The organism is Pseudomonas sp. ACN8 (genome assembly GCF_002303925.1).
Taxonomy (GTDB): domain Bacteria; phylum Pseudomonadota; class Gammaproteobacteria; order Pseudomonadales; family Pseudomonadaceae; genus Aquipseudomonas.
The window spans coordinates 15579-39413 of record NZ_MRCS01000048.1; the positions used below are offsets into that span (position 1 = coordinate 15579).

At 60.0% G+C, this 23835-nt stretch carries 18 protein-coding genes; 16 read left to right on the forward strand and 2 right to left on the reverse strand.

The window, feature by feature from the left end; all coding sequences use genetic code 11:
* Positions 1-260 precede the first annotated feature (260 nt).
* From dksA to BSF44_RS23425, 15 genes are all read left to right on the forward strand, one after another.
* The gene (gene dksA / locus BSF44_RS23350) at positions 261-701 is read left to right on the forward strand and encodes an RNA polymerase-binding protein DksA (RefSeq protein WP_008053890.1); all 441 of its coding nucleotides are present in this window, start codon (positions 261-263) and stop codon (positions 699-701) included.
* 201 nt (positions 702-902) lie between these two features.
* Positions 903-1796 carry a tRNA glutamyl-Q(34) synthetase GluQRS gene (gene gluQRS / locus BSF44_RS23355; protein WP_095945505.1) on the forward strand — a complete coding sequence of 298 codons (894 nt, stop codon included), beginning with the start codon at positions 903-905 and terminating at the stop codon, positions 1794-1796.
* A gap of 77 nt (positions 1797-1873) precedes the next feature.
* On the forward strand, positions 1874-2050 hold the full coding sequence (locus BSF44_RS23360) for a hypothetical protein (RefSeq protein ID WP_003176118.1): 177 nt from the start codon (positions 1874-1876) through the stop codon (positions 2048-2050).
* Positions 2034-4988, forward strand: coding sequence for a sensor histidine kinase (locus BSF44_RS23365; RefSeq protein ID WP_172435390.1), 2955 nt, complete (start codon positions 2034-2036; stop codon positions 4986-4988). The genes BSF44_RS23360 and BSF44_RS23365 overlap by 17 nt, the downstream gene beginning before the upstream one ends.
* Before the next feature lie 22 nt (positions 4989-5010).
* Complete coding sequence (locus BSF44_RS23370) at positions 5011-6450, forward strand: sigma-54 dependent transcriptional regulator (protein ID WP_095945507.1); 1440 nt, start codon at positions 5011-5013, stop codon at positions 6448-6450.
* A 796-nt stretch (positions 6451-7246) separates the two neighbouring features.
* Complete coding sequence (locus BSF44_RS23380) at positions 7247-8647, forward strand: polynucleotide adenylyltransferase PcnB (RefSeq protein ID WP_172435391.1); 1401 nt, start codon at positions 7247-7249, stop codon at positions 8645-8647.
* Positions 8648-8650: 3 nt separating this feature from the next.
* The gene (gene folK / locus BSF44_RS23385) at positions 8651-9136 is read left to right on the forward strand and encodes a 2-amino-4-hydroxy-6-hydroxymethyldihydropteridine diphosphokinase (protein ID WP_095945510.1); all 486 of its coding nucleotides are present in this window, start codon (positions 8651-8653) and stop codon (positions 9134-9136) included.
* Between the two features lie 387 nt (positions 9137-9523).
* Entirely contained in the window at positions 9524-10324 is an 801-nt protein-coding gene (gene panB, locus BSF44_RS23390) for a 3-methyl-2-oxobutanoate hydroxymethyltransferase (protein ID WP_095945511.1), read from the forward strand.
* Positions 10321-11181, forward strand: a complete 861-nt coding sequence (panC, locus tag BSF44_RS23395; protein WP_095945512.1) for a pantoate--beta-alanine ligase — start codon at positions 10321-10323, stop codon at positions 11179-11181. The genes panB and panC overlap by 4 nt, the downstream gene beginning before the upstream one ends.
* A gap of 206 nt (positions 11182-11387) precedes the next feature.
* Positions 11388-11768: an aspartate 1-decarboxylase gene (gene panD / locus BSF44_RS23400; protein ID WP_003228271.1), complete on the forward strand. Its 381-nt coding sequence runs from the start codon at positions 11388-11390 to the stop codon at positions 11766-11768.
* A gap of 223 nt (positions 11769-11991) precedes the next feature.
* Positions 11992-13656 carry a glucose-6-phosphate isomerase gene (gene pgi / locus BSF44_RS23405; protein WP_095945513.1) on the forward strand — a complete coding sequence of 555 codons (1665 nt, stop codon included), beginning with the start codon at positions 11992-11994 and terminating at the stop codon, positions 13654-13656.
* A 230-nt stretch (positions 13657-13886) separates the two neighbouring features.
* Positions 13887-15824 (forward strand): acetate--CoA ligase, encoded by a 1938-nt coding sequence (gene acs / locus BSF44_RS23410; protein ID WP_095945514.1) that lies wholly within the window; start codon positions 13887-13889, stop codon positions 15822-15824.
* A gap of 120 nt (positions 15825-15944) precedes the next feature.
* Positions 15945-16817 (forward strand): oxygenase MpaB family protein, encoded by an 873-nt coding sequence (locus tag BSF44_RS23415; RefSeq protein ID WP_095945515.1) that lies wholly within the window; start codon positions 15945-15947, stop codon positions 16815-16817.
* A gap of 178 nt (positions 16818-16995) precedes the next feature.
* On the forward strand, positions 16996-18012 hold the full coding sequence (locus tag BSF44_RS23420) for a class I SAM-dependent rRNA methyltransferase (RefSeq protein ID WP_095945516.1): 1017 nt from the start codon (positions 16996-16998) through the stop codon (positions 18010-18012).
* 93 nt (positions 18013-18105) lie between these two features.
* On the forward strand, positions 18106-21063 hold the full coding sequence (locus tag BSF44_RS23425; protein ID WP_095945517.1) for a DUF748 domain-containing protein: 2958 nt from the start codon (positions 18106-18108) through the stop codon (positions 21061-21063).
* 272 nt (positions 21064-21335) lie between these two features.
* Here the strand turns inward: BSF44_RS23425 and BSF44_RS23430 are convergent, their stop codons facing one another.
* Together BSF44_RS23430 and BSF44_RS23435 are read right to left on the reverse strand one after the other, a co-directional pair.
* Complete coding sequence (locus tag BSF44_RS23430; RefSeq protein WP_095945518.1) at positions 21336-21692, reverse strand: BON domain-containing protein; 357 nt, start codon at positions 21690-21692, stop codon at positions 21336-21338.
* Between the two features lie 274 nt (positions 21693-21966).
* Positions 21967-22389 carry a pilin gene (locus BSF44_RS23435; protein WP_095945519.1) on the reverse strand — a complete coding sequence of 141 codons (423 nt, stop codon included), beginning with the start codon at positions 22387-22389 and terminating at the stop codon, positions 21967-21969.
* A gap of 227 nt (positions 22390-22616) precedes the next feature.
* On the opposite strand from BSF44_RS23435, the gene BSF44_RS23440 reads away from it, so the two are divergent.
* Complete coding sequence (locus tag BSF44_RS23440; protein WP_095945520.1) at positions 22617-23834, forward strand: type II secretion system F family protein; 1218 nt, start codon at positions 22617-22619, stop codon at positions 23832-23834.
* The last annotated feature ends 1 nt before the right edge of the window (position 23835 follow it).

Here is a 23835-nt window from a genome sequence, read left to right on the forward strand (position 1 = left end):
GGCCTTGTAACACCGATCACAAACGACTCAAGCGCGCGCGCAAGGTTTGACTAAAATCAATAATTGAGCACGGTTCCAGAGCCACCAGACAACGGTTTGTCATCATTTGCAAGCACCCTGTGCCGCGAGCTCGACATCCGGGAGTAGCGCGGCCCGAGTTGATCTGGTAAGTTCGCCCGCTTGCAGCCGCAGGGCCGGCAGGTGTCGGTGATGGAGCAATCCTGCGCAGATGGATTACAAGAGTAGAGGCGGTCTATTTCATGTCCACCCAAGCAAAGCAGCAAAACCAGACGATCAGCGGCTTCGAGCCCTATGTTCAGAAAACCGGCGAAGAGTACATGGGCGAGCCCATGCGCAAGCACTTCACCAAGGTCCTGAATCAGTGGAAAAAAGAGCTGATGGAAGGTGTCGACAAGACCGTGGACCACATGAAGGACGAAGCGGCCAACTTTCCTGATCCGGCAGACCGTGCCAGCCAGGAAGAGGAATTCGCCCTCGAACTGCGTGCCCGCGACCGTGAACGCAAGTTGATCAAGAAGATCGACAAGACACTTCAGTTGATCGAAGACGAAGAGTACGGCTGGTGTGAATCCTGCGGCATCGAGATTGGCGTCAAGCGTCTCGAAGCGCGCCCTACCGCCGACCTGTGCATCGACTGCAAGACCCTGGCGGAAATCAAGGAAAAGCAAGTCGGCAAATAATGGCGACTTGAACGAAGAACGGAGCGTGCGAACGCTCCGTTTTTGTTTCCAGAATTCGCCTCGGCAATACACTGTGGGAGCGAGCCTGCTCGCGAAGGGGCCATCAACTTCAACATCGATGCTGGCTGATACACCGCATTCGCGAGCAAGCTCGCTCCCACAGGTGCCTGGCGCAAGCCCGAAACAAGTGACATTGTATTCATGACCGCCACCTCCCCCACTTACATCGGGCGCTTCGCCCCCACCCCTAGCGGCCATCTGCACTTCGGTTCGCTGGTCGCCGCACTGGCCTCCTACCTCGACGCGCGCTCGGTGGGCGGACGCTGGCTGATGCGCATGGAAGACCTTGATCCACCCCGCGAGGAACCCGGCGCCCAGGCGGCCATTCTCAAGGCCCTGGAAAGCTATGGCTTCGAATGGGATGGCGACCTGGTTCGCCAAAGCGATCGGCACGATGCCTACGCCGAGGTGCTCGATCGCCTGTTCAATCAAGGCCTGGCCTACGCCTGCACCTGCTCGCGCAAACAGCTGGAGCCGTATCACGGGATTTATCCGGGGCTGTGCCGAAATGCCGGCCATGGCACTGAGGATGCAGCCATCCGCCTGCGCGTACCGGAACTGGAATACCACTTCATCGACCGGGTGCAGGGCCAATACCGCCAGCATCTGGGGCGGGAAGTCGGCGATTTCGTGATCCGCCGCCGCGACGGGCTCTACGCCTATCAATTGGCCGTGGTCCTGGACGACGCCTGGCAGGGCATCACCGATATCGTTCGCGGTGCCGACCTGCTGGACTCCACGCCCCGCCAGCTCTACCTGCAAGAACTGCTCGGCCTGCCGCAACCGCGTTATCTGCATATCCCGCTGATTACCCAGCCGGATGGCAACAAACTCGGCAAGTCCTACCGCTCGCCACCGTTGACCGAGGATCAGGCTACGCCCCTGCTGCTGCGGGCGTTGCGGGCGCTGGGACAGAACCCTGGAACCGAACTGACGTACGCCACGCCACGGGAAGTACTGAATTGGGGCATTGTCCACTGGGATGCCTCGCTGATCCCGCGCACTCTGAGCCTGCCCGAGGCACAGCTATTGTGATCGCACTTGCAGTGGCGCGCCCATCCGTTACCATCGCCGCACGTTATCGGGCACACGCATAAAAAAGAGAGGCCGGGATGTACATCTATCGCTTGGTCCTGCTTTTGGTAGTGGGCATTTACCTGTTTTCCCCGGCCATCATGGATTGGTGGATCGACGCCACTGGCGCCTGGTATCGCCCTTATCTGCTCTGGCTGATTCTGATCGTCGTGACCTTCATCCTGCAGAGCCAAAAAGATGCCGATGAGCTTTAGCCTGACCCAGATGATCCTGATCAGCGCCGCGTACCTGGCGGTGCTGTTCGGCGTTGCCTGGATCAGCGAACGGGGCATGATTCCCCGGGCGATCATTCGCCACCCGCTGACTTACACCCTGTCACTGGGCGTCTACGCCAGCGCTTGGGCGTTTTACGGCACCGTGGGCCTGGCCTATCAGTACGGCTACGGCTTTTTGTCCAGCTACCTGGGGGTTTCCGGGGCATTCCTGCTGGCGCCGGTGCTGCTCTACCCGATCCTGAAGATCACCCGCACCTATCAACTGTCGTCGCTGGCGGACCTGTTTGCCTTCCGCTTCCGCAGTACCTGGGCCGGCGCGCTGACCACGATTTTCATGCTGGTCGGCGTACTGCCGCTGCTGGCCCTGCAGATTCAGGCGGTCGCCGACTCCATCGGTATCCTCACCCAAGAGCCTGTACAACATCGCGTGGCCCTGAGCTTCTGCGCCTTGATTACGCTGTTCACGATTTTCTTCGGCTCCCGCCACATCGCCACCCGCGAAAAGCATGAAGGCCTGGTGTTCGCGATTGCCTTCGAGTCGGTGATCAAGCTGATCGCCCTCGGCGGTGTCGGGCTGTATGCGCTGTACGGCGTGTTCGACGGCCCGCAACAGCTTGAACTGTGGCTGTTGCAAAACCAGACCGCTCTTGCTGCCCTGCACACGCCCTTGCAGGAAGGCCCGTGGCGTACATTGCTGCTGGTGTTCTTCGCCTCGGCGATCGTGATGCCGCACATGTATCACATGACCTTTACCGAGAACCTCAACCCGCGCTCGCTGGTCAGTGCGAGCTGGGGCCTGCCGCTGTTCCTGTTGCTGATGAGCCTGGCGGTGCCGCTGATTCTCTGGGCCGGCCTGAAGCTCGGCGCCACCACCAACCCGGAATACTTCACCCTGGGCATCGGCATTGCCGCCAACAGCAAGGCTTTGGCGTTGCTGGCCTATGTCGGCGGACTGTCCGCCGCCAGTGGCCTGATCATCGTCACCACGCTGGCGCTGTCCGGGATGGCCTTGAACCACCTGGTGCTGCCGCTGTATCAACCACCGGCCGAAGGCAACATCTACCGCTGGCTGAAGTGGACCCGCCGGGCGCTGATTGTCGCCATCATCATGGCCGGCTACGGCTTCTACCTGATGCTCGGTGCCGAGCAGGACCTGGCCAACCTCGGCATTGTCGCTTTCGTCGCCACGCTGCAGTTCCTGCCGGGCGTGCTCTCGGTCCTGTATTGGCCGACCGCCAACCGTCGCGGCTTCATCGCTGGCTTGCTGGCGGGGATCCTGGTGTGGCTGGTGACCATGCTGTTACCGCTGGTCGGCAACCTGCAAGGCTTCTACATTCCGCTGCTGAACATGATCTACGTGCTGGACGACACCAGCTGGCACATGGCGGCGATTGCCTCGCTGGCGGCCAACGTGCTGATGTTCACCCTGATCTCGCTGTTTACCAACGCCAGCACCGAAGAGGCCAGCGCTGCCGAAGCCTGCGCCGTGGATAACGTGCGCCGTCCGCAACGCCGGGAACTGCACGCCGCCTCGCCCCAGGAATTCGCCACGCAACTGGCCAAGCCACTGGGTGCGAAAGCGGCGCAGAAAGAGGTGGAACAGGCACTACGCGACCTCTATCTGCCTTTCGACGAACGCCGACCCTATGCCCTGCGCCGCCTGCGTGACCGCATCGAGGCCAACCTCTCCGGCCTGATGGGCCCGAGCGTGGCCCAGGACATGGTCGAGACGTTCCTGCCGTACAAGGCTGGCGGCGAAAACTACGTCACCGAAGACATTCACTTCATCGAAAGCCGGCTCGAGGATTACCACTCGCGATTGACCGGCCTGGCCGCCGAACTCGATGCCCTGCGCCGCTATCACCGCCAGACCCTGCAGGAATTGCCGATGGGCGTTTGCTCGCTGGCCAAGGATCAGGAAATCCTCATGTGGAACAAGGCCATGGAGGAACTGACCGGCATCGCCGCGCAGCGCGTGGTCGGTTCGCGCCTGAGTACCATTGCCGACCCATGGAAAGAACTGCTGCAAGGCTTCATCAATCTGCCGGACGAACACTTGCACAAACAGCACCTGGCCCTAGACGGCCAGACACGCTGGCTGAACCTGCACAAAGCGGCGATCGACGAACCCCTCGCGCCGGGTAACAGCGGCTTGGTGTTGCTGGTGGAAGATTTGACCGAAACCCAGATGCTCGAGGATAAACTGGTGCACTCCGAGCGTCTGGCCAGCATCGGTCGACTGGCGGCCGGCGTGGCCCATGAAATCGGCAACCCGATCACCGGTATCGCGTGCCTGGCGCAGAACCTGCGCGAAGAACGTGAAGAAGACGGCGAGTTGAAGGAAATCAGCGGCCAGATCCTCGAGCAGACCAAACGCGTGTCGCGCATCGTCCAATCGCTGATGAGTTTTGCCCATGCCGGCAGCCATCAGCACAGCGACGAGCCCGTCTGTCTGGCCGAAGTGGCTCAGGATGCCATCGGCCTGCTGGCCCTGAACCGACGCAATTTCGAAGTGCAGTTCTACAACCTGTGCGACCCCGAACACTGGGTCGAAGGCGACCCGCAACGGCTGGCCCAGGTATTGATCAACCTGCTGTCAAACGCCCGTGACGCCTCGCCTCCCGGCAGTGCGGTACGAGTCAAGAGCGAAGCCGGCGAACACACGGTCGATCTGATCGTGGAAGACGAAGGCAGCGGTATTCCGTCGAACATCATGGACCGATTGTTCGAACCTTTCTTCACCACCAAGGACCCTGGCGAAGGCACCGGTCTGGGCCTTGCACTGGTCTATTCCATCGTTGAAGAGCATTATGGACAAATCACCATCGACAGCCCGGCTGATGTTCAAAGCCAACGCGGCACCCGAATCAGGGTTACCTTGCCGCGTCATGTCGAAGCGACGTCCGCTGTGAACTGAGACCGTCGAGAGTATCGAATCAATGCCGCACATTTTGATCGTCGAAGACGAAACCATTATCCGCTCTGCCTTACGCCGCCTGCTGGAACGTAACCAGTACCAGGTCAGCGAAGCCGGATCAGTGCAGGAAGCACAAGAACGCTTCACCATTCCCTCGTTCGACCTGATCATCAGTGACCTGCGCCTGCCGGGCGCGCCTGGCACGGAGTTGATCAAGCTCGCCCAGGGCACGCCGGTGCTGATCATGACCAGCTATGCCAGCCTGCGCTCGGCGGTCGACTCGATGAAAATGGGTGCGGTGGACTACATTGCCAAGCCATTCGACCATGACGAAATGCTGCAAGCCGCCGCACGCATCCTGCGTGACCGACAAACGGTACAAGCCGGCGGCGAAGCGGTTACCGGCAAAGCCGCCAACGGCGCGGCGAAATCCGGGACCGACAACAGCAACGGTGAAATCGGCATTATCGGCTCGTGCCCACCGATGCAGGACCTGTACGGCAAGATCCGCAAAGTGGCACCGACCGACTCCAACGTTCTGATCCAGGGCGAATCGGGTACTGGTAAAGAACTGGTGGCGCGCGCCCTGCACAACCTGTCCAAACGCGCCAAGGCACCGATGATTTCGGTGAACTGCGCGGCGATTCCGGAAAGCCTGATCGAATCCGAACTGTTCGGCCACGAAAAAGGCGCATTCACCGGCGCCAGCGCCGGACGCGCCGGCCTGGTGGAAGCGGCGGACGGCGGCACCTTGTTCCTCGACGAAATCGGCGAACTGCCACTGGAAGCCCAGGCTCGCCTGCTGCGCGTATTGCAGGAAGGCGAAATTCGTCGCGTGGGCTCGGTGCAGTCGCAGAAAGTCGATGTGCGCCTGATCGCCGCGACTCACCGCGACCTCAAGAGCCTGGCGAAGATCGGCCAGTTCCGCGAAGACTTGTATTACCGCCTCCACGTTATCGCGCTGAAGCTTCCAGCCCTGCGCGAACGCGGTGCGGACGTCAACGAAATCGCCAATGCGTTCCTGGCGCGGCAAAGCGCGCGAATCAACCGCACCGACCTGAAGTTCGCCGCGGATGCCGAGCAAGCCATTCGTCACTACTCCTGGCCGGGTAACGTTCGCGAACTGGAAAACGCCGTCGAGCGCGCCGTTATCCTGTGCGAAAGCCCGGAAATTTCCGCCGAGCTGCTGGGCATCGACATCGAACTGGGCGACCTGGAAGACGACGAGTTCATTGGCCTGGCGCCCCAACAAGGCAACGGCAACACCGGTAACAGCAACCACGAACCGACCGAAGACCTCTCCCTGGAAGACTACTTCCAGCATTTCGTCCTCGAACATCAGGACCACATGACCGAAACCGAGCTGGCCCGCAAGCTCGGAGTCAGCCGCAAATGCCTGTGGGAGCGCCGTCAGCGCCTGGGCATCCCGCGGCGCAAGACCGGGGTGGCCAGCGAAAGCTGAACCGCACCTGTCTCATGTGCGGGGTAACACGTGACTTTGTGAAAAAACTGTTACCTCAGCTTTTTCACGTAACAAAAGCCGGGGCTTACGGTAACGAAGCCCCGGCTTTTTTTGGCCATCGAAATACCTGCAGACCGGCCTAACCCCTTGTTTTATTGGGTTTCGCAAAAGTTGGCACGCACCCTGCTATATGTTTGGTACAAGAACAATAACAAGCAATGCACAAGACAATAAAAATAAGACGAATCGACTCACGCACAATAAAAACAAGACGGCGAGAGGCGCAGCTAACTGATTCTTTTGGAGAGGCGTTGTATTTGGGGCTTGCCCCACGACCAGGCCGAGAACAACAAAAAACTGTCTTAAGACAGAGCCTGTACTGGTTGGATCGAAAGATCACTGCAATTCAGCGACCAAAGCAATCCGTTTGCTCTTGGCTCCCGATTGGGAGGGTCATGAAGGAAAGCTTCATGGCGAGGGCGCTCAACAAAAACAAGAAGCCCGAAACCAAAAATAAAAATAGAGCATGCAACTACTTCTTGGGGAGCTTCGGCTCCCCTTGTGGTTTCTGCGATTCGGAAAACCCCTGTGGGAGCGGGCCTGCTCGCGAAAAACCCATTGGCGCCGCTGGACACCTGATTCCCGCATTATCGTTAACGACCATCGCGAGCGTGCTCGCTCCTACAAGGTCAATTTGCGCCGTCCTACACCATCCCCCGACTAAATGCTAGAATCCCCGCCCATCATGCGGTCATTCTTCTGTTATGGCCGAATATTCCTTCAAACAGTGCATCCCATGCTGAAGAAGCTGTTCCAGTCATTCCGTACTCCCAAGCGTCCTACGCAACACATTCGCAGCACGCCTGAAGTGCTCAACAGCGGCCAACACTCGCTGCAGAAGGCGCAATTCAGCCGCTACGCGGTGAATATCGTTGAACGCCTGCAGAGCGCCGGTTATCAGGCTTACCTGGTGGGCGGTTGCGTGCGCGACATGCTGTTGGGTATCACACCGAAAGATTTCGACGTAGCCACCAGCGCCACACCCGAGCAGGTACGGGCCGAATTCCGTAACGCGCGAATCATCGGGCGCCGGTTCAAACTGGTGCACATCCACTTCGGCCGCGAAATCATCGAAGTCGCGACCTTCCGCGCCAATCACCCGCAAAACGAAGACGAGGAAGACAGCAACCAGTCTTCGCGCAACGAAAGCGGGCGCATCCTGCGCGATAACGTCTATGGCACCCTGGAAGAAGACGCGCAACGTCGCGACTTCACCATCAATGCCTTGTATTACGATCCGGTCAGCGAACGCATCCTCGATTACGCCAACGGCGTACACGACATCCGCAATCACCTGATCCGCCTGATCGGCGATCCGACGCAACGCTACCAGGAAGACCCGGTACGGATGCTGCGGGCCGTGCGCTTCGCCGCCAAGCTGAACTTCGGCATCGAAAAACACAGCGCCCTGCCGATCCGCGGCCTGGCGCCGATGCTGCGCGAGATCCCGTCGGCCCGCCTGTTCGAAGAGGTGCTCAAGCTGTTCCTCTCCGGCCATGCCGCCGATACGTTTGAAATGTTGGTCGACCTGCAGTTGTTCGATCCACTGTTCCCGGCCAGCGCCGAAGCACTGGAATACAACCCGACGTACACCCATACCCTGATCAGCGAAGCCCTGATCAATACCGACCTGCGGATCAAGCAGAACAAACCGGTAACCCCGGCGTTCCTGTTTGCAGCCCTGCTCTGGCCTGCCCTGCCGGCCCGAGTCCTGCGCCTGCAGGAGCGTGGCATGCCGCCGATTCCGGCGATGCAGGAAGCGGCACACGAGCTGATCGCCGAGCAGTGCCAGCGCATCGCGATTCCGAAACGTTTCACCATGCCGATCCGCGAGATCTGGGACATGCAGGAACGCCTGCCCCGCCGCAGCGGCAAGCGTGCCGATCTGCTGCTGGACAATCCGCGCTTCCGTGCCGGCTACGACTTCCTGCTGCTACGCGAAAGCGCCGGCGAGCAGACCGATGGCCTGGGCGAATGGTGGACGGACTATCAGGACGCCAACGAAAGCGAGCGTCGCGACATGATTCGCGACCTCAGCGGCAAGGACGAAGGCACCGGCGCCCCGCGCAAGCGTCGCCGCAGCGGGGGATCCAAGCGAAAACGCACCGCCGGCGCGTCGAGCACCACGGGCGAGTAATCCATGGAACGCATCTACATCGGCATGGGCAGCAATCTGGCTGACCCCGCCGAACAATTACGCAGCGCCGTCGAGGCGCTGGCGCAGTTGCCGCAATCGGAGCTGGTCGGGGTATCCGCGTTTTATCAAAGCGACTCGCTGCTACCCGGACAACCGCGCTACACCAACGCGGTGGCCGCTCTCGACAGCACGCTGGCGCCGCTCGACCTTCTGGATGCCTTGCAAGCCATCGAAAACGGCCAGGGTCGCGAGCGCCTTGAGCGCTGGGGACCGCGCACACTGGATCTCGACATCTTGCTGTTCGGTGATCGCCTGATCGACGAACCGCGCCTCAAGGTTCCCCATTACCACATGCAGGAACGGGCCTTCGTGCTGTATCCGCTGGCGGAACTGACCCCTGCGGATCTGCGCCTGGCCGATGGCCGGATCTTGGCCGAACTGCTCAAGGCATGCCCGTTCGTCGGCCTGGAACGCCTCCCCCAGATTTGACGAAGATCCCCTGTGGGAGCGAGCCTGCTCGCGATAGCGGTAGTACATTCAATATTGATATGGACTGACACACCGCCATCGCGAGCAGGCTCGCTCCCACATTGGTTTGTGACGAACACAAAAGTGCAGCCAACCGCCGAATCGAACAAACCTGCTGAATCGCATCAGTTACCCCGGTAACACCCCACCCGTAACAATGCGGTAACACACGCAATTGACTTCCCTCGTTCTCCTCACGACTATAGGCGTCCCGCTGCCGCCTACACGGCGTTCAAGGGCGCAATCCAGGCCTTAAAAGCACGACGAAAGAGCGTGCGCCTGTATTCAACGAAGAATCACGCGCGTTACTCGCAGTAGTTTCCACAGCGCCTGAATGAGGAACTTTTCATGCCAGCCATCACCCTGACCACCCTGCAAGGTCTGAAGCAAAAAGGTGAAAAGATCACCATGCTGACCTGCTACGACGCGACCTTCGCCCACACCTGCAACCAGGCCGGTGTCGAAGTGCTGCTGGTGGGCGACTCCCTCGGCATGGTTTTGCAGGGCCACGACAGCACCTTGCCTGTCACCACTTCCGAAATGGCTTACCACGTGGCCGCCGTCAAACGCGGTAACAGCGATGCCCTGATCCTCGCCGACCTGCCTTTCATGGCCTACGCCACCACCGAGCAAGCCATGACCAACAGCGCCCTGTTGATGCAGGCCGGCGCGCACATGGTCAAGGTCGAAGGAGCGTTGTGGCTGGCCGATTCGATCCGCCTGCTGGCCGAGCGCGGCATCCCTGTCTGCGCGCACATGGGCCTGACGCCGCAGTCGGTGAACATCCTGGGCGGCTACAAGGTCCAGGGTCGCAATGAAAACCAGGCGCGGCAGATGCGTGCCGACGCGATCGCCCTGGAACAGGCTGGCGCGGCAATGCTGCTGCTCGAGTGCGTCCCGAGCGAACTGGCGGAAGAAATCACCCAGGCGGTGAAGATTCCGGTGATCGGTATTGGCGCCGGCAATCGCACCGATGGCCAGGTGCTGGTTCTGCACGACATGCTGGGCCTGTCCATTACCGGGCGCATGCCGAAATTCGTGAAAAACTTCATGACCGGCCAGACCAGCATTGAAGCTGCATTGAATGCCTACGTGACTGAAGTCAAAGCGGCGACTTTCCCTGGAATCGAACACGGATTCTCTGCATGAACACCGTAAAAACCGTACGCGAACTGCGGGCCGCCGTGGCCCGAGCCCGTAGCGAAAGCAAGCGCATCGCCTTTGTGCCAACCATGGGCAACCTGCACAGCGGCCACGTGGCGCTGGTGACCAAAGCCTCCCAACGGGCGGACTTCGTGGTGGCGAGCGTTTTCGTCAACCCGCTGCAATTCGGTGCTGGCGAAGACCTCGACAAGTACCCGCGCACCCTCGCCGCCGACCAGGAAAAACTGCTCCAGGCCGGTTGCCATCTGCTGTTTGCCCCGACCGTTGAAGAGATGTATCCCGACGGCATGGCCGGCCAGACCCGCGTCAGCGTCCCGCAATTGTCCGAAGGCTTGTGCGGCGCCAGCCGTCCGGGGCACTTCGAAGGCGTGGCGACTGTGGTCAGCAAGCTGTTCAACATGGTCCAGCCGGACCTGGCGATTTTCGGCGAGAAAGACTTCCAGCAACTGGCGGTGATTCGCGCACTGGTTCATGACCTGAACATGCCGATCCAGATCATCGGTGAGCCTACTGTTCGCGCAAGCGATGGCCTGGCGCTGTCGTCGCGCAACGGTTTCCTCAGCGAAGAGCAACGCGCTGTGGCACCGGTGGTCTACCGCACGCTGAATGCGATCGGCGAAGCGATCAAGCAGGGCGAACGCGACTACCCGACGCTGATCGGCACCCAGATCAAACAGCTCGAAGCAGCCGGCCTGCGTCCTGATTATCTGGAAATCCGCCACGCCCTGACCTTGCGCCCGGCAACGGCGCAGGATCGTGACCTGGTGATTCTGGTGGCGGCGTTCCTCGGTACGACGCGGTTGATCGACAACCTGCACCTGAACCTCGACGCGCCAAACTAATCACCGAAATTCACCTGTAGGAGCGAGCCTGCTCGCGATGAACTCCGACGCGCCGCGTACATTCAGGAAACACGCGTAATCGTTAACGTCCATCGCGAGCAGGCTCGCTCCCACAGGGGCGCTTCTGCGTCCAAAAAGACTGTATTGCCGCCCACAACCCCTTCGGGCAAACTGCCCGCCGTTCGATTCCGACCTGGGAAATACTCATGCACGCCATCATGCTCAAAGCCAAGCTGCATCGCGCCGAAGTCACCCACGCTGTACTCGATTACGAAGGCTCCTGCGCCATCGACGGTGAATGGCTGGACCTGTCCGGCATTCGTGAGTACGAACAGATCCAGATCTACAACGTCGACAACGGCGAGCGTTTCACCACCTACGCCATCCGTGGCGAGGAAGGTTCGCGCATGATCTCGGTCAACGGCGCCGCCGCGCACAAGGCCAAGGTTGGCGATCGCGTGATCATCTGCGCTTACGCCCATTACAGCGAAGCCGAACTGCTCAACTTCAAACCGCGCATGCTCTACATGGCACCGGGCAATGAACTGAGCCACACCAGCAACGCCATTCCGGTCCAGGTCGCCTGACCCGAGCCTGTCTCTTCCGTTTGTCGGACCATTCCTAACTTCGATGTTAAAAAAGTACCGGAAACAGGTCAGACAAAGTCAAGACAGATCATTGCGCGGGGTTTACTGTAGTCGCCCTGCGCCATGAAATCGTGTCGACGCAGTTGACCGGAACGCCCACCCACAGCGCTCCGGGATTTTTAGTGTTCAAAAGGCCGTTCAAGTAATAAGGAAACCCGCAGCGATGGCGTATTACCGCACTCCTCATGACGTTACCGCTCTGCCTGCCTGGCAAGCGTTGAATGACCACCGCCAAGCCATGCAGGATTTCAGCATGCGCGAAGCCTTCAATGCCGATCCGCAGCGTTTTACCCAATTCACCCTCAGCAGCTGCGGCCTGTTTCTCGACTATTCGAAAAACCTGATCAACGCCGAGACCCGCAATCTGCTGGTGGGCCTGGCCAACGAAGTCGACCTCAAGGGCGCGATCAAGTCGCTGTTCGATGGCGAAATCGTCAACGCGTCCGAAGGCCGTCCGGCCCTGCACACGGCCCTGCGCCGCCCGGTCGGCGACAAGCTGTCGGTCAACGGCGTCAATGTGATGCCCGAAGTGCACAAGGTGCTGAACCAGATCACCGACCTCGTCGGCCGTATCCACGACGGTCTGTGGCGCGGTTACACCGAAAAACCGATCACCGACGTGGTGAACATCGGCATCGGTGGTTCCTTCCTCGGCCCTGAGCTGGTGTCCGAAGCGCTGCTGTCCTACGCCCAGAAAGGCGTGCGTTGCCACTATCTGGCAAACATCGACGGCAGCGAATTCCACGAACTGGCCATGAAGCTGCGCGCCGAGACCACGCTGTTCATCGTCTCGTCGAAATCCTTCAACACCCTCGAAACCCTGAAGAACGCCCAGGCCGCCCGTGCCTGGTATCTGGCCCAGGGTGGTTCGGAAGCCGAGCTGTATCGCCACTTCATCGCGGTATCGAGCAACAACGCCGCCGCTGTGGCGTTCGGCATCCGCGAAGAAAACATCTTCCCGATGTGGGACTGGGTCGGCGGGCGCTACTCGCTGTGGTCGGCCATCGGATTGCCGATTGCCCTGGCCATCGGCATGTCGAACTTCAAGGAATTGCTGTCCGGTGCCTACACCATGGACCAGCACTTCCAGACCGCGCCGTTCGAACAGAACATGCCGGTGCTGCTGGCCCTGCTCGGCGTGTGGTACGGCAACTTCTGGGGCGCGCAAAGCCACGCGATCCTGCCATACGATCACTACCTGCGTAACATCACCAAGCACCTGCAACAGCTGGACATGGAGTCCAACGGCAAGAGCGTGCGCCAGGACGGCAAGCCGGTTTCCACCGACACCGGGCCGGTGATCTGGGGCGGCGTCGGCTGCAACGGTCAGCACGCCTACCACCAGTTGCTGCACCAAGGCACCCAACTGATCCCGGCCGACTTCATCGTGCCGATCGTCAGCTTCAACCCGGTGTCCGACCACCACCAGTGGCTGTACGCCAACTGCCTGTCACAGAGCCAGGCGCTGATGCTCGGCAAGACCCTTCCTGAGGCCGAAGCCGAACTGCGCGACAAAGGCATGAGCGAAGACGATGTGCAGAAGCTCGCGCCGCACAAGGTGATCCCGGGTAACCGTCCGAGCAACACCCTGGTAGTCGAACGCATCAGCCCCCGTCGCCTCGGCGCTCTGGTGGCGATGTACGAACACAAAGTCTTCGTGCAAAGCGTGATCTGGGGCATCAATGCCTTCGACCAGTGGGGTGTGGAGCTGGGCAAAGAGCTGGGCAAAGGCGTCTACAACCGCCTGGTCGGCAGCGAAGAAACCCCGGCCGAGGACGCCTCGACCCAGGGGCTGATCAATTACTTCCGTGGTCGTCACCGCGGGTGATTTGAAGCCTGCCCACAGAGTGTGTATTGAGTACAAACTCTGTGGGCAACGAATATCCAATGTGGGAGCGGGCTTGCTCGCGAAGGCGGTGGTTCAGTCAACAAGAATGTTGAATGTACCGGCCTCTTCGCGAGCAAGCCCGCTCCCACAGTTGTTTTGTGTACGGCTTGAACCCATTGACCTCTCGGCGCATCTTAATCTTTGTCGCAAAACAAGATTAAGGAACCGTCATGTTCGATATCAGCACGTTCCCCAAAGCCGATGCCGTCCGCCGGGCCGCACAATTGAGTCAAGACGACTATCAGCGCCTGTACCGCCAATCCGTTGAACACCCCAGCACCTTCTGGGCCGAACAGGCCACGCGTTTTCTCGACTGGAGCGCGCCCTGGGAAACCGTCCAGCGCTACAACCTGAAAACCGGTGAAGCCAGCTGGTTTGCCGGTGCGCAATTGAACGTCAGCTACAACTGCATCGACCGGCACCTGGAGAAACGTGGCAATCAGGTCGCCATCATTTGGGAAGGCGACGACCCTGCCGACTCGACATCGATCACCTACAAAAAACTGCATGAAAACGTCTGCCGCCTGGCCAATGTGCTGAAAAGCCGTGGTGTGAAAAAAGGCGACCGCGTGTGCATCTACATGCCGATGATTCCCGAGGCGGCCTACGCCATGCTGGCCTGTACCCGCATCGGTGCGGTGCACTCGGTGGTGTTCGGCGGCTTCTCCCCGGACTCGTTGCGCGATCGCATTCTCGACGCCGACTGCCGCACCGTGATCACTGCCAATGAAGGCGTGCGCGGCGGCAAGGTCGTGCCACTCAAGCAGAACGTCGACAAGGCGCTGCAAAGCTGCCCGGACGTGAGCACCGTGCTGGTGGTCGAGCGCAGCAAGGGGCAGGTGAACCGAGTCGAAGGACGGGACATCACGTATCAGCAGGCCCTGAGCGAAGCCAGCGCCGATTGCCCGCCCGAGCCGATGGACGCCGAAGACCCGCTGTTTATCCTCTACACCTCCGGCAGCACCGGCAAGCCCAAGGGCGTACTGCACACCACCGCAGGCTACCTGCTGCAAGCCGCGATGACCTTCAAGTACGTGCTGGACTACCGCGACGGCGAAGTCTTCTGGTGCACCGCCGACGTCGGCTGGGTCACCGGCCACAGCTACATCGTCTACGGTCCGCTGGCCAACGGCGCGACCACGCTGATCTTCGAAGGCGTGCCGAACTACCCGAGTACCTCGCGCTTCTGGCAGGTGATCGACAAGCACAAGGTGAACATTTTCTACACCGCCCCGACGGCCCTGCGCGCACTGATGCGCGAAGGCCCGGAACCGTTGAAGCAAACATCCCGCGCCAGCGTCAGGCTACTCGGCACGGTTGGCGAGCCGATCAACCCGGAAGCCTGGGAGTGGTATTTCCATGAGGTCGGCGAAGAGCGTTGCCCGATCGTCGATACCTGGTGGCAGACCGAAACCGGCGGCATCATGCTCAGCCCGCTGGTCAGCGCCCAGCGGATCAAGCCTGGTTGTGCGACACAGCCGATGTTCGGCGTGCAACCGGTGCTGCTCGACGAGCAAGGCAGGGAAATCAAAGGTGCCGGCAGCGGCGTACTGGCCATAAAGTCGAGCTGGCCGGCGCAGATCCGCAGTGTCTATCGCGACCCGCAACGCATGGTCGACACCTACTTCAAGCCCTACCCCGGCTACTACTTCACCGGCGACGGCGCGCGGCGCGATGAGGATGGCGACTACTGGATCACCGGGCGCATCGACGATGTGATCAACGTATCCGGCCACCGTATCGGCACCGCCGAAGTGGAAAGCGCCCTGGTGCTGCACGAGAGCATCGCCGAGGCTGCCGCGGTCGGTTACCCCCACGACATCAAGGGCCAGGGCATCTATGTCTTCGTCACGCCCATGAACGGCGTCGATACCAACGATGAACTGAAGAAGGAATTGCTGGCCCTGGTCAGCAAGGAAATCGGCAGTTTCGCCAAACCGGACTTGATCCAGTGGGCGCCGGCCTTGCCGAAAACCCGCTCAGGCAAGATCATGCGGCGCATTCTGCGCAAGATCGCCTGCAACGAACTGGACAGTCTGGGTGATACTTCGACCCTGGCCGATCCGAGCGTGGTGCAAGGCTTGATCGATAAACGCCTGAATCAATGACGTATTGTGCCCTGTAGGAGCAAGCTTGCTCGCGATGAACGCCGACGCGCCGCGTATATTCAGGAAGCACGCGTTATTGTTAACGTCCATCGCGAGCAAGCTCGCTCCTACAGGTTCACCATGGAATTCATCCGCACCCGCATCGAAACCCAGATCATGAGCCTGACCGGTTTGTCCCTGGGCAAACTCGACCTGGAAAACCCCAAGGGCGACCCCGGGCTGTTCGGGCCGGACTCGGTGAGCTGGCAAGTCCATGGCGATTTCAGCAGCATGCTGATCGGCGGCATCAGCGCCCTGATGCTGCAGGCGCTGCACCCGCTGGCATTAGCCGGGGTCTGGGACCATTCGAACTTTCGTCAAGACATGCTCGGTCGCTTGCGCCGCACCGGGCAGTTCATCTCCGGCACCACCTTCGGCTCACGCCAGGACGCCGACTGGCTGATCGAGAAAGTCCGCACCATTCACCTGCAAGTGACCGGTACGGCGCCGGATGGACGCCCTTACGCAGCCAGCGATCCTGATCTGCTGACCTGGGTGCACGTCGCGGAGGTCAGCAACTTCCTCGCCGCGCACCTGCGCTATCGCAATCCACATTTGTCCCTCGCGGATCAGGATCGTTATTACGCCGAGATTGCCCTGGTTGCCGAACGTCTTGGGGCGCGTGATGTGCCCCGTTCACGGCAGGAAATTTCCGATTACCTTGAGCGCGTTCGCCCACAATTGTTGTGCGACGAACGCAGTCGGGAAGTTCTGCGCCTGTTGCTGAACGCCCCCTCCCCCAGTCGTCTGGCCAAGCCTTTCGGCGGTCTGATGATGCAGGCCGGGATCGACCTGCTGCCGGACTGGGCCAGCGACATGCTCGGCGTCAGCCAGAACCCGCTGCAACGCAAGCTGATCCGCGCCAGCGTCAATCGCAGTGCGCCGATGCTGCGCTGGGCGGTGCGGAATGGGTCGGTGCAGCGGGCCAGACGGCGGATGGGGTTGCTGAGTTAGAAACCACTGAAAAGCATCGCGAGCAAACTCGCTCCCACAGGGGGCTTTTGTTGTTCGAAAATCCCGCGTACGACACGAATCCAGTGTGGGAGCGAGCCTGCTCGCGAAGGCAGCGCCTCGATCCCGAGCCAAAACTGTTAAACTCCCGCGCCCAATTCCCTCCTGCAAGGCGCCCAGCATGTCTTCCTTGAATCAGGCGCTGCGCGCCGCCCTCGAACGTCGCCAGGATCTGCTGGCGGAGCTGCACAGTCAGGGCACCGATTGCTATCGCCTGTTCCACGGCAGCCAGGAAGGCGCCGGTGGCTTGACCATCGACCGCTACGGCCCGCAACTGCTGGTGCAAAGTTTCCACCAGGCACTGGAACGCGAGACGCTGCTGCAACTGCACGAAGCGATCAATCAACACTTGGGTTTTGAAACCCTGCTGGTCTACAACGACCGCTCCCGTGGCAATTCGCGCATCGATCGCGAAGACATCGTCTACCGCGCCGACGAAGCCGCCCTGCAAGACCTGGTCGGCCACGAATGGGGCCTGAACTATCGGGTGCGCGGTCGCCATGCCGGACAGGACCCGCTGCTGTTCCTCGACCTGCGCAACACTCGCGGCTGGGTCAAGGACCACAGCAAGAACAAAAGCGTGCTGAACCTGTTCGCCTACACCTGTGGTGTCGGCCTCAGTGCCGCCGCCGGTGGCGCGCGCGAGGTGTGCAACCTGGACTTCGCCGAAGGCAACCTGGCGGTCGGTCGGGAGAACGGCCAACTCAACCCGCAGTTGCCGACCATGGAATTTATCCAGTCCGACTACTTCCCGGCCATTCGCCAACTGGCCGGCCTGCCGATCAGCCAGCGCCGCGGGCAAAAACTGCCGAGCTATCAGCGCCTGGAACAGCGCCAGTACGATCTGGTGCTGCTCGACCCTCCGGCGTGGGCCAAGAGCGCATTCGGCACCGTCGACCTGCTGCGCGACTACCAGAGCCTGCTCAAACCGGCCTTGTTGACCACCGCCGACAATGGCGTACTGATCTGCTGCAACAACCTGGCAAAAGTCAGCATGGATGACTGGCGCGAGCAGGTTTTGCGTTGCGCAGAGAAGGCCGGACGGCCGGTGCGTGAATGGACCGTGATGAAACCGGGCGCCGACTTCCCGTCGATGGATCAGCAACCACCGCTGAAAACCCTGATTCTGCAGCTTTGACCGCTGTGGGAAAAATCTGAAACTTACTGATCAGGCCAATCACTTGGGAACCGGAAACGCGTGCCATACTCCAAGGCACTCCGACCCAGACAGATGAAGCCGCACATGTACAAAGGATTGATTCGCGCCATTGGCGCCTTGTTGACTGCTCTGGCCCTCTACAGCTTGCTGGGTTTTCTGATTTTACCGGGTGTCGCGTTACGCGTTGCCAACCAGCAACTGGCTAACTACGCCACCACACCCGCGACCATCCAGCGGATCGAATTCAATCCGTTCAGCCTTGAACTGACCCTTTGGGGCTTGAACATCGGCGAGCCCGGCAAAGAGCAGGTCGGTTTCGAACGCCTGTATGCCAATCTGCAACTCGACAGCCTGTGGACCAGGGCGGTGCACCTGTCCAATGTCGAACTGGACAAGCCCAAGACCGAAATCCTGTTCAGCAAGGATGGCAAACTCAATCTGCTCGGGCTGTTCAAACTGCCAGCGAGCGAGCCCACACCCGCCGACCCGGATGCCAAGCCGTTTCCGCTGCGCATCGAGCGGATCAAACTGGCGGGCGGCGCCGTGCACTTTGAAGATGCCCGGCCCAGCGAGCCCATCGAGTTTCTCTACGACACACTCGATTTCGAGCTGAAGAACCTCAGTACCCTGCCCGATGACAGCGCCGACATGACCCTGGTGGCCGTCGGCCCCAATGGCGGACAGATTGACTGGACCGGTAACTTCAGTCTGGTCCCGATCGCCTCCGAAGGTAAGCTGAAAATTACCGATGGCAAGATGAAAGCCTTTTGGCCCTATGTGCGCGATGCCGTGCCACTGGACCTCGAAAACGGCGTCATGAGCATCAGTACCGACTACAAATTCAGCCTGGCCAAGGAAACCGAGCTGTTGCTGAGCAATGTAGCGGTCAACATTGCACCCTTCGCGATCAAGGCCCCGGATGGCCGGCCGCTGGTGAAGCTCGAGCGCCTGGACGTCAGCGAAACCACCGTGGACCTGGCCAAACAGCAAGTGGTGGTCGGCAAGATCCGCAGCCACAAACTGGAAACCTGGGCCGCGCTGGAATCGGACGGCCAACTCGACTGGCAGAAACTGTTCGCCAGCCAACCGTCAAAACCCACCGCCAAAGCCAAGGCAGATGCCGAACCGGCCCGCACTCCGGCGGCGGCAGACTCACCGAAGCCCGAACCGGCCGCCCCAGGCAAACCCTGGCAGGTGCTGCTCAAGGACGTACAGTTGCGCGATTACCAGGTGCATCTGGCTGACCGAAAGGCACAGCCTCCCGTCGCCCTGGATCTGGCTCCGCTGAACCTCGACCTGCAAAACTTCGACAGCCTCAACGGTTCTCCCTTTACCCTCAAGCTCGATACCGGCGTGGGCAAGCAAGGCAAGATCATGGCCGACGGCGAGGTCAACCTGGCCCCGGTCAGCGCCAGGCTGAAGGTACAGACCAGGGACATCGACCTGCGGGTTGCCCAGTCCTACATCACGCCATTCATTCGCCTGGAATTGCGCAGCGGCATGCTCGGCAGCGATCTGGCGGTCGACCTGAAAAGCACCGAGCCCCTGGCGTTCAACGTCACCGGCCGCGCCCAGGTCGATCAGTTGCATACCCTGGACACCCTGAAAACCCGCGACTTCCTCAAGTGGCAACAGGTCGTGGTCGAAGGTCTGAACTATCAGCATGGGGACAGCCTGTCGATCGACAAGATCAACCTGTTCCAGCCCTACGCGCGCTTCATGATCAACGATGATCGCACCACCAACATCGATGACCTGCTGATTCCCCAACCGGCGGACTCCGGGGCAAAACAGGCGGTAAGCAAATCCGCCGGCAACGAGAAACCGCTGGGCATCCACATCGGTGGCATTTTCATCAATGACGGTTCGGCCAACTTCGCCGACTTCAGCCTGACGCCGAACTTCGCCACCGCCATCCAGCAACTCAACGGGCAGATCGGCACCATCGACAGCCGTCAGCAGAAACCGGCCGGTGTCGACGTCAAGGGCAAGGTCGATCGCTACGCACCGGTGACCATCAAGGGCTCGGTCAATCCGTTCGACCCGATGGCCAGCCTCGACATCGCCACCAGCTTCAAACGTGTGGAACTGACCACGTTGACGCCCTATTCCGGCAAGTTCGCCGGCTACCGTATCCGCAAGGGCCGGCTCAATCTCGACCTGCACTACCAGATCACCAAGGGTCAGCTCAAAGCCGAAAACAAAGTGGTGGTGGAACAACTGCAACTGGGTGAAAAAGTCGACAGCCCGGATGCCGTGAGCCTGCCGCTGAAACTGGCCATTGCCTTGCTCAAGGACGTCGACGGCAAGATCTCCATCGAACTGCCGGTCACCGGCGACCTGAACAACCCTCAGTTCAGCGTCATGCCGATTATCTGGCAGACCCTGCGTAACCTGGTCGTCAAAGCCGCGGCGGCACCGTTCAAACTCATTGGCGGGTTGGTCAACGGTGGTGGTTCGGAAGACCTGGGCAGCGTTTCATTCGCTGCGGGCTCCAGCGACCTGAGCAAGGACGCCGAAGGTGCCTTGGACAAACTGTCCAAGGCGCTCAAGGAACGCCCGGCCCTGCGCCTGGAAATCGAAGGCACCGCCGCCCAGAGCAGCGATGGCCCGCTGATCGCCGAACAACGCCTGGAACGTGAATACCAATACAACTACTACAAAATGCTCCAGCGCCGCGGTGACAAGGTCCCGGCCCAGGCTTCGTTACTGGAAGTGCCTGACGACGAAAAAGGCCCCCTGCTTGAAGGTATCTACCGCACTCGCCTGAAAACCCAGCCCCCTGCCGAATGGAAGGATCTGGGCAAGGAAGAACGCACAGCGAAAATGCGCGCCGAGGTGATCAAGTTCTGGAGCACCAGCGACGTGCTGTTGCGTCAACTGGGCCAGGAACGCGCCAGCAGTATCAAGGATTACCTGGTCGACAAGGCCCAACTGGAAGATGACCGGGTGTACTTCATCGACGCCAATCTGGGCGAGGCGCAAAGTGATGGCCGCGTGGTAACACAGATGCATCTGGATGCCGAGTGATGAATCGCCGGCTGGAGTCTGCTCGCGATGGCGACAAAACAGTCAACATTGATGTCGCCTGAAAGACTGTCATCGTCGGAACGCCGCCCGGAGCAGGCTCACTCCTGCAAATTGATTTTCAGCGCTACACATAGAACAGGCCCCGGCAAAAATGCACGGGGCCTGTGACGGCCACATCCTTATGGCCCTTCGCATGAACACTCAGGTGGCAACAGACGTAAGACTCGGCCCGTCTGTCGCGCCTTCTCCCGGTCCAGGCGAGAAGTCTTGCCTTACTCGGCTTTGAGGCCGTCAGCGGAGACCGCCTTGACCCCTTTGATTTTCTTGGTGATGGCCACAGCCATCTCTTTTTGCGAATCGGTCACAGCGGTGGTCGACGACAGCGATACCACGCCTTTGTTTGTTTCAACCTTGATGTCGCTACCTGGAATGCCTTTTTCGGTCATCAGGTCAGCTTTGACTTTGGTGGTGATCCAGGTATCGGAAGTAGCTTCTTTCGCTTCGGTCATTTCACCGGCAGCCAGCACCATTGGCGACTGGGTTGCCTGGGTGGTTTGAGCAAACGCAACGTTGGCCATGGTCAGGGTCAGCGCGGTAGCAGCAGCGGCAGTGATAGCGAACTTCTTCATACGAGTAACTCCTGTTTTTCGGAAAGTTACCTGGAATATTGCGAACGCTGTGCCAACTCTGAAACAGAGAGTAAATACATATTAATCAACAAGTTATAAAATCAGCCAATTTTCGGAATCATGCAAAATGCACGAGAAGCACAATCACTGCATGCAAGTTGCGGGTTTGTGGAAAGTTCCTAAGATGCTGAATTTCCGAGCTTTATCTGCGGCATTTGACGACAGGTCGACAAACAGGAAAATCCCCGCAAAAGCGGGGACTTGATTCAGCAATTCATGCCGCAGAACCGGTACACCCTTTAGGCAAGTAGTCCTGGGAAACGCTGCTCTTACATGACCAGCCTTTGTCTTCGTCCCGTGTCAAGGTGACGGTTTTGCCCTGGACCACCCCAGGGGCATTGTGCAACGTACAAACGATTGATCCCCCTCCCGCCTGCGTTGTGCCCGTCACAGACAGGGCGCAATGGTTGGTCGATGTCTCGCCGGCGGGCGCCACGTTGGCAATTGTCGGGGTTTCCCCCTGGCTGATCACATCCTCGAACGGCACCTTCATTGCAGTCAGCTCGGCCATCGCCGCCGTGACCTTGGCCCGCGCCTGGTACTTGGAATACATCGGCAGACCCAGTGTTGCCAGGATCCCGATGATCGCCACTACGACGAGCAACTCGATCAGGGTAAAACCTTTCTGATTGTTCATGTACAAGCTCCATGCATGAGTCGAAGGCTCATGACCTGCCCCATGGCAGCACAGCCTGTGCCAAGGCCAGAAGCCCCTGTTGGCAGGGGATATGGTGACAGCAAAGCCCTCACCTACTACCTGGATCAGCACTATCTGACGTTTTTTGTCACCTCACCCTTCCGGGTTTGGCCCCGTCCCCTGACTAGGCTATAAGAGCAATTCAATCGGAATACCCAGGACTGAACATGGCGGTCAAGGCAGCGAAAATCAGCGTGTATGCATGGGAAGGCATCGACCGCAAAGGCACAAAAGTGACCGGCGAACTCAGCGCTCAAAACCCGGCGCTGATCAAGGCGAAGCTGCGCAAGCAAGGCATCACTCCCGGCAAAGTCCGCAAAAAAAACCATTCGGTTTTCAACATGGGCAAGCGCATCAAGGCCCAGGACATTGCCCTGTTCACCCGGCAAATAGCGACGATGATGAAGGCTGGCGTACCGTTGTTGCAGTCCTTCGACATCATCGGCGAAGGCTTCGACAATCCGGCCATGCGCAAACTGGTGGACGAACTGAAACAGGAAGTTGCAGCAGGCAGCAGCTTCGCCGCCGCCCTGCGCAAGAAGCCCCGGTATTTCGATGAGCTGTATTGCAACCTGGTGGATGCCGGCGAACAGGCCGGTGCCCTCGACACCCTTTTGGAGCGGGTCGCGACCTACAAGGAAAAGAGCGAAAGCCTCAAGGCCAGGATCAGGAAAGCCATGACCTACCCGCTGGTGGTGGTGTTCGTCGCTGCGATTGTCACCGGGATTCTGCTGGTCAATGTCGTGCCGCAGTTCGAATCGGTGTTCAAAGGCTTTGGTGCCGAACTGCCGGCCTTCACCGTGATGGTCATTGGCCTGTCGCAATTCATGCAGGCCTGGTGGTGGGTGGTCCTTGGCGCGCTGATCACAACGGCCTTCGGCGTGCGCCACGCCCTCAGGACATCCCCGGCCTTCCGCGACCGGATGGACACCTGGCTGCTGAAACTGCCGCTGGTGGGCACCCTGATGCACAAGTCCGCCGTGGCCCGGTTCGCCCGTACACTGTCGACCACTTTCGCTGCCGGCGTGCCGCTGGTGGAGGCCCTGGAATCAGTGGCCGGAGCGACCGGCAATAGCGTGTTCAAGCGCGCGGTATTGCGCATCCGGCAGGACATCTCGACCGGCATGCAATTGCATTTCGCCATGCGCACCTGCGGCGTCTTTCCGAACATGGCGATACAAATGACCGCCATCGGCGAAGAGTCCGGCACCCTGGACGCTATGCTCGATAAAGTCGCGGGGTTCTACGAAGACAACGTCGATAACATGGTCGATAACCTCACCAGCCTGATGGAGCCGTTCATCATGGTGGTGCTGGGTGTTATCGTCGGTGGACTGGTAGTTGCCATGTACCTGCCCATCTTCCAACTTGGCTCAGCGATCTGAC

What these genes read in the sequence shown, in the direction of transcription:
- panD (WP_003228271.1), top strand. Translation starts at nt 11,388, where the DNA reads ATGCACGCCATCATGCTCAAAGCCAAGCTGCATCGCGCCGAAGTCACC.
- BSF44_RS23365 (WP_172435390.1), top strand. Translation starts at nt 2,034, where the DNA reads ATGCCGATGAGCTTTAGCCTGACCCAGATGATCCTGATCAGCGCCGCG.
- BSF44_RS23435 (WP_095945519.1), bottom strand. Translation starts at nt 22,389, where the DNA reads ATGAACAATCAGAAAGGTTTTACCCTGATCGAGTTGCTCGTCGTAGTG.
- BSF44_RS23440 (WP_095945520.1), top strand. Translation starts at nt 22,617, where the DNA reads ATGGCGGTCAAGGCAGCGAAAATCAGCGTGTATGCATGGGAAGGCATC.
- acs (WP_095945514.1), top strand. Translation starts at nt 13,887, where the DNA reads ATGTTCGATATCAGCACGTTCCCCAAAGCCGATGCCGTCCGCCGGGCC.
- BSF44_RS23425 (WP_095945517.1), top strand. Translation starts at nt 18,106, where the DNA reads ATGAAGCCGCACATGTACAAAGGATTGATTCGCGCCATTGGCGCCTTG.
- BSF44_RS23370 (WP_095945507.1), top strand. Translation starts at nt 5,011, where the DNA reads ATGCCGCACATTTTGATCGTCGAAGACGAAACCATTATCCGCTCTGCC.
- folK (WP_095945510.1), top strand. Translation starts at nt 8,651, where the DNA reads ATGGAACGCATCTACATCGGCATGGGCAGCAATCTGGCTGACCCCGCC.
- pgi (WP_095945513.1), top strand. Translation starts at nt 11,992, where the DNA reads ATGGCGTATTACCGCACTCCTCATGACGTTACCGCTCTGCCTGCCTGG.
- BSF44_RS23420 (WP_095945516.1), top strand. Translation starts at nt 16,996, where the DNA reads ATGTCTTCCTTGAATCAGGCGCTGCGCGCCGCCCTCGAACGTCGCCAG.
- BSF44_RS23380 (WP_172435391.1), top strand. Translation starts at nt 7,247, where the DNA reads ATGCTGAAGAAGCTGTTCCAGTCATTCCGTACTCCCAAGCGTCCTACG.
- BSF44_RS23360 (WP_003176118.1), top strand. Translation starts at nt 1,874, where the DNA reads ATGTACATCTATCGCTTGGTCCTGCTTTTGGTAGTGGGCATTTACCTG.
- dksA (WP_008053890.1), top strand. Translation starts at nt 261, where the DNA reads ATGTCCACCCAAGCAAAGCAGCAAAACCAGACGATCAGCGGCTTCGAG.
- panB (WP_095945511.1), top strand. Translation starts at nt 9,524, where the DNA reads ATGCCAGCCATCACCCTGACCACCCTGCAAGGTCTGAAGCAAAAAGGT.
- BSF44_RS23415 (WP_095945515.1), top strand. Translation starts at nt 15,945, where the DNA reads ATGGAATTCATCCGCACCCGCATCGAAACCCAGATCATGAGCCTGACC.
- BSF44_RS23430 (WP_095945518.1), bottom strand. Translation starts at nt 21,692, where the DNA reads ATGAAGAAGTTCGCTATCACTGCCGCTGCTGCTACCGCGCTGACCCTG.
- gluQRS (WP_095945505.1), top strand. Translation starts at nt 903, where the DNA reads ATGACCGCCACCTCCCCCACTTACATCGGGCGCTTCGCCCCCACCCCT.
- panC (WP_095945512.1), top strand. Translation starts at nt 10,321, where the DNA reads ATGAACACCGTAAAAACCGTACGCGAACTGCGGGCCGCCGTGGCCCGA.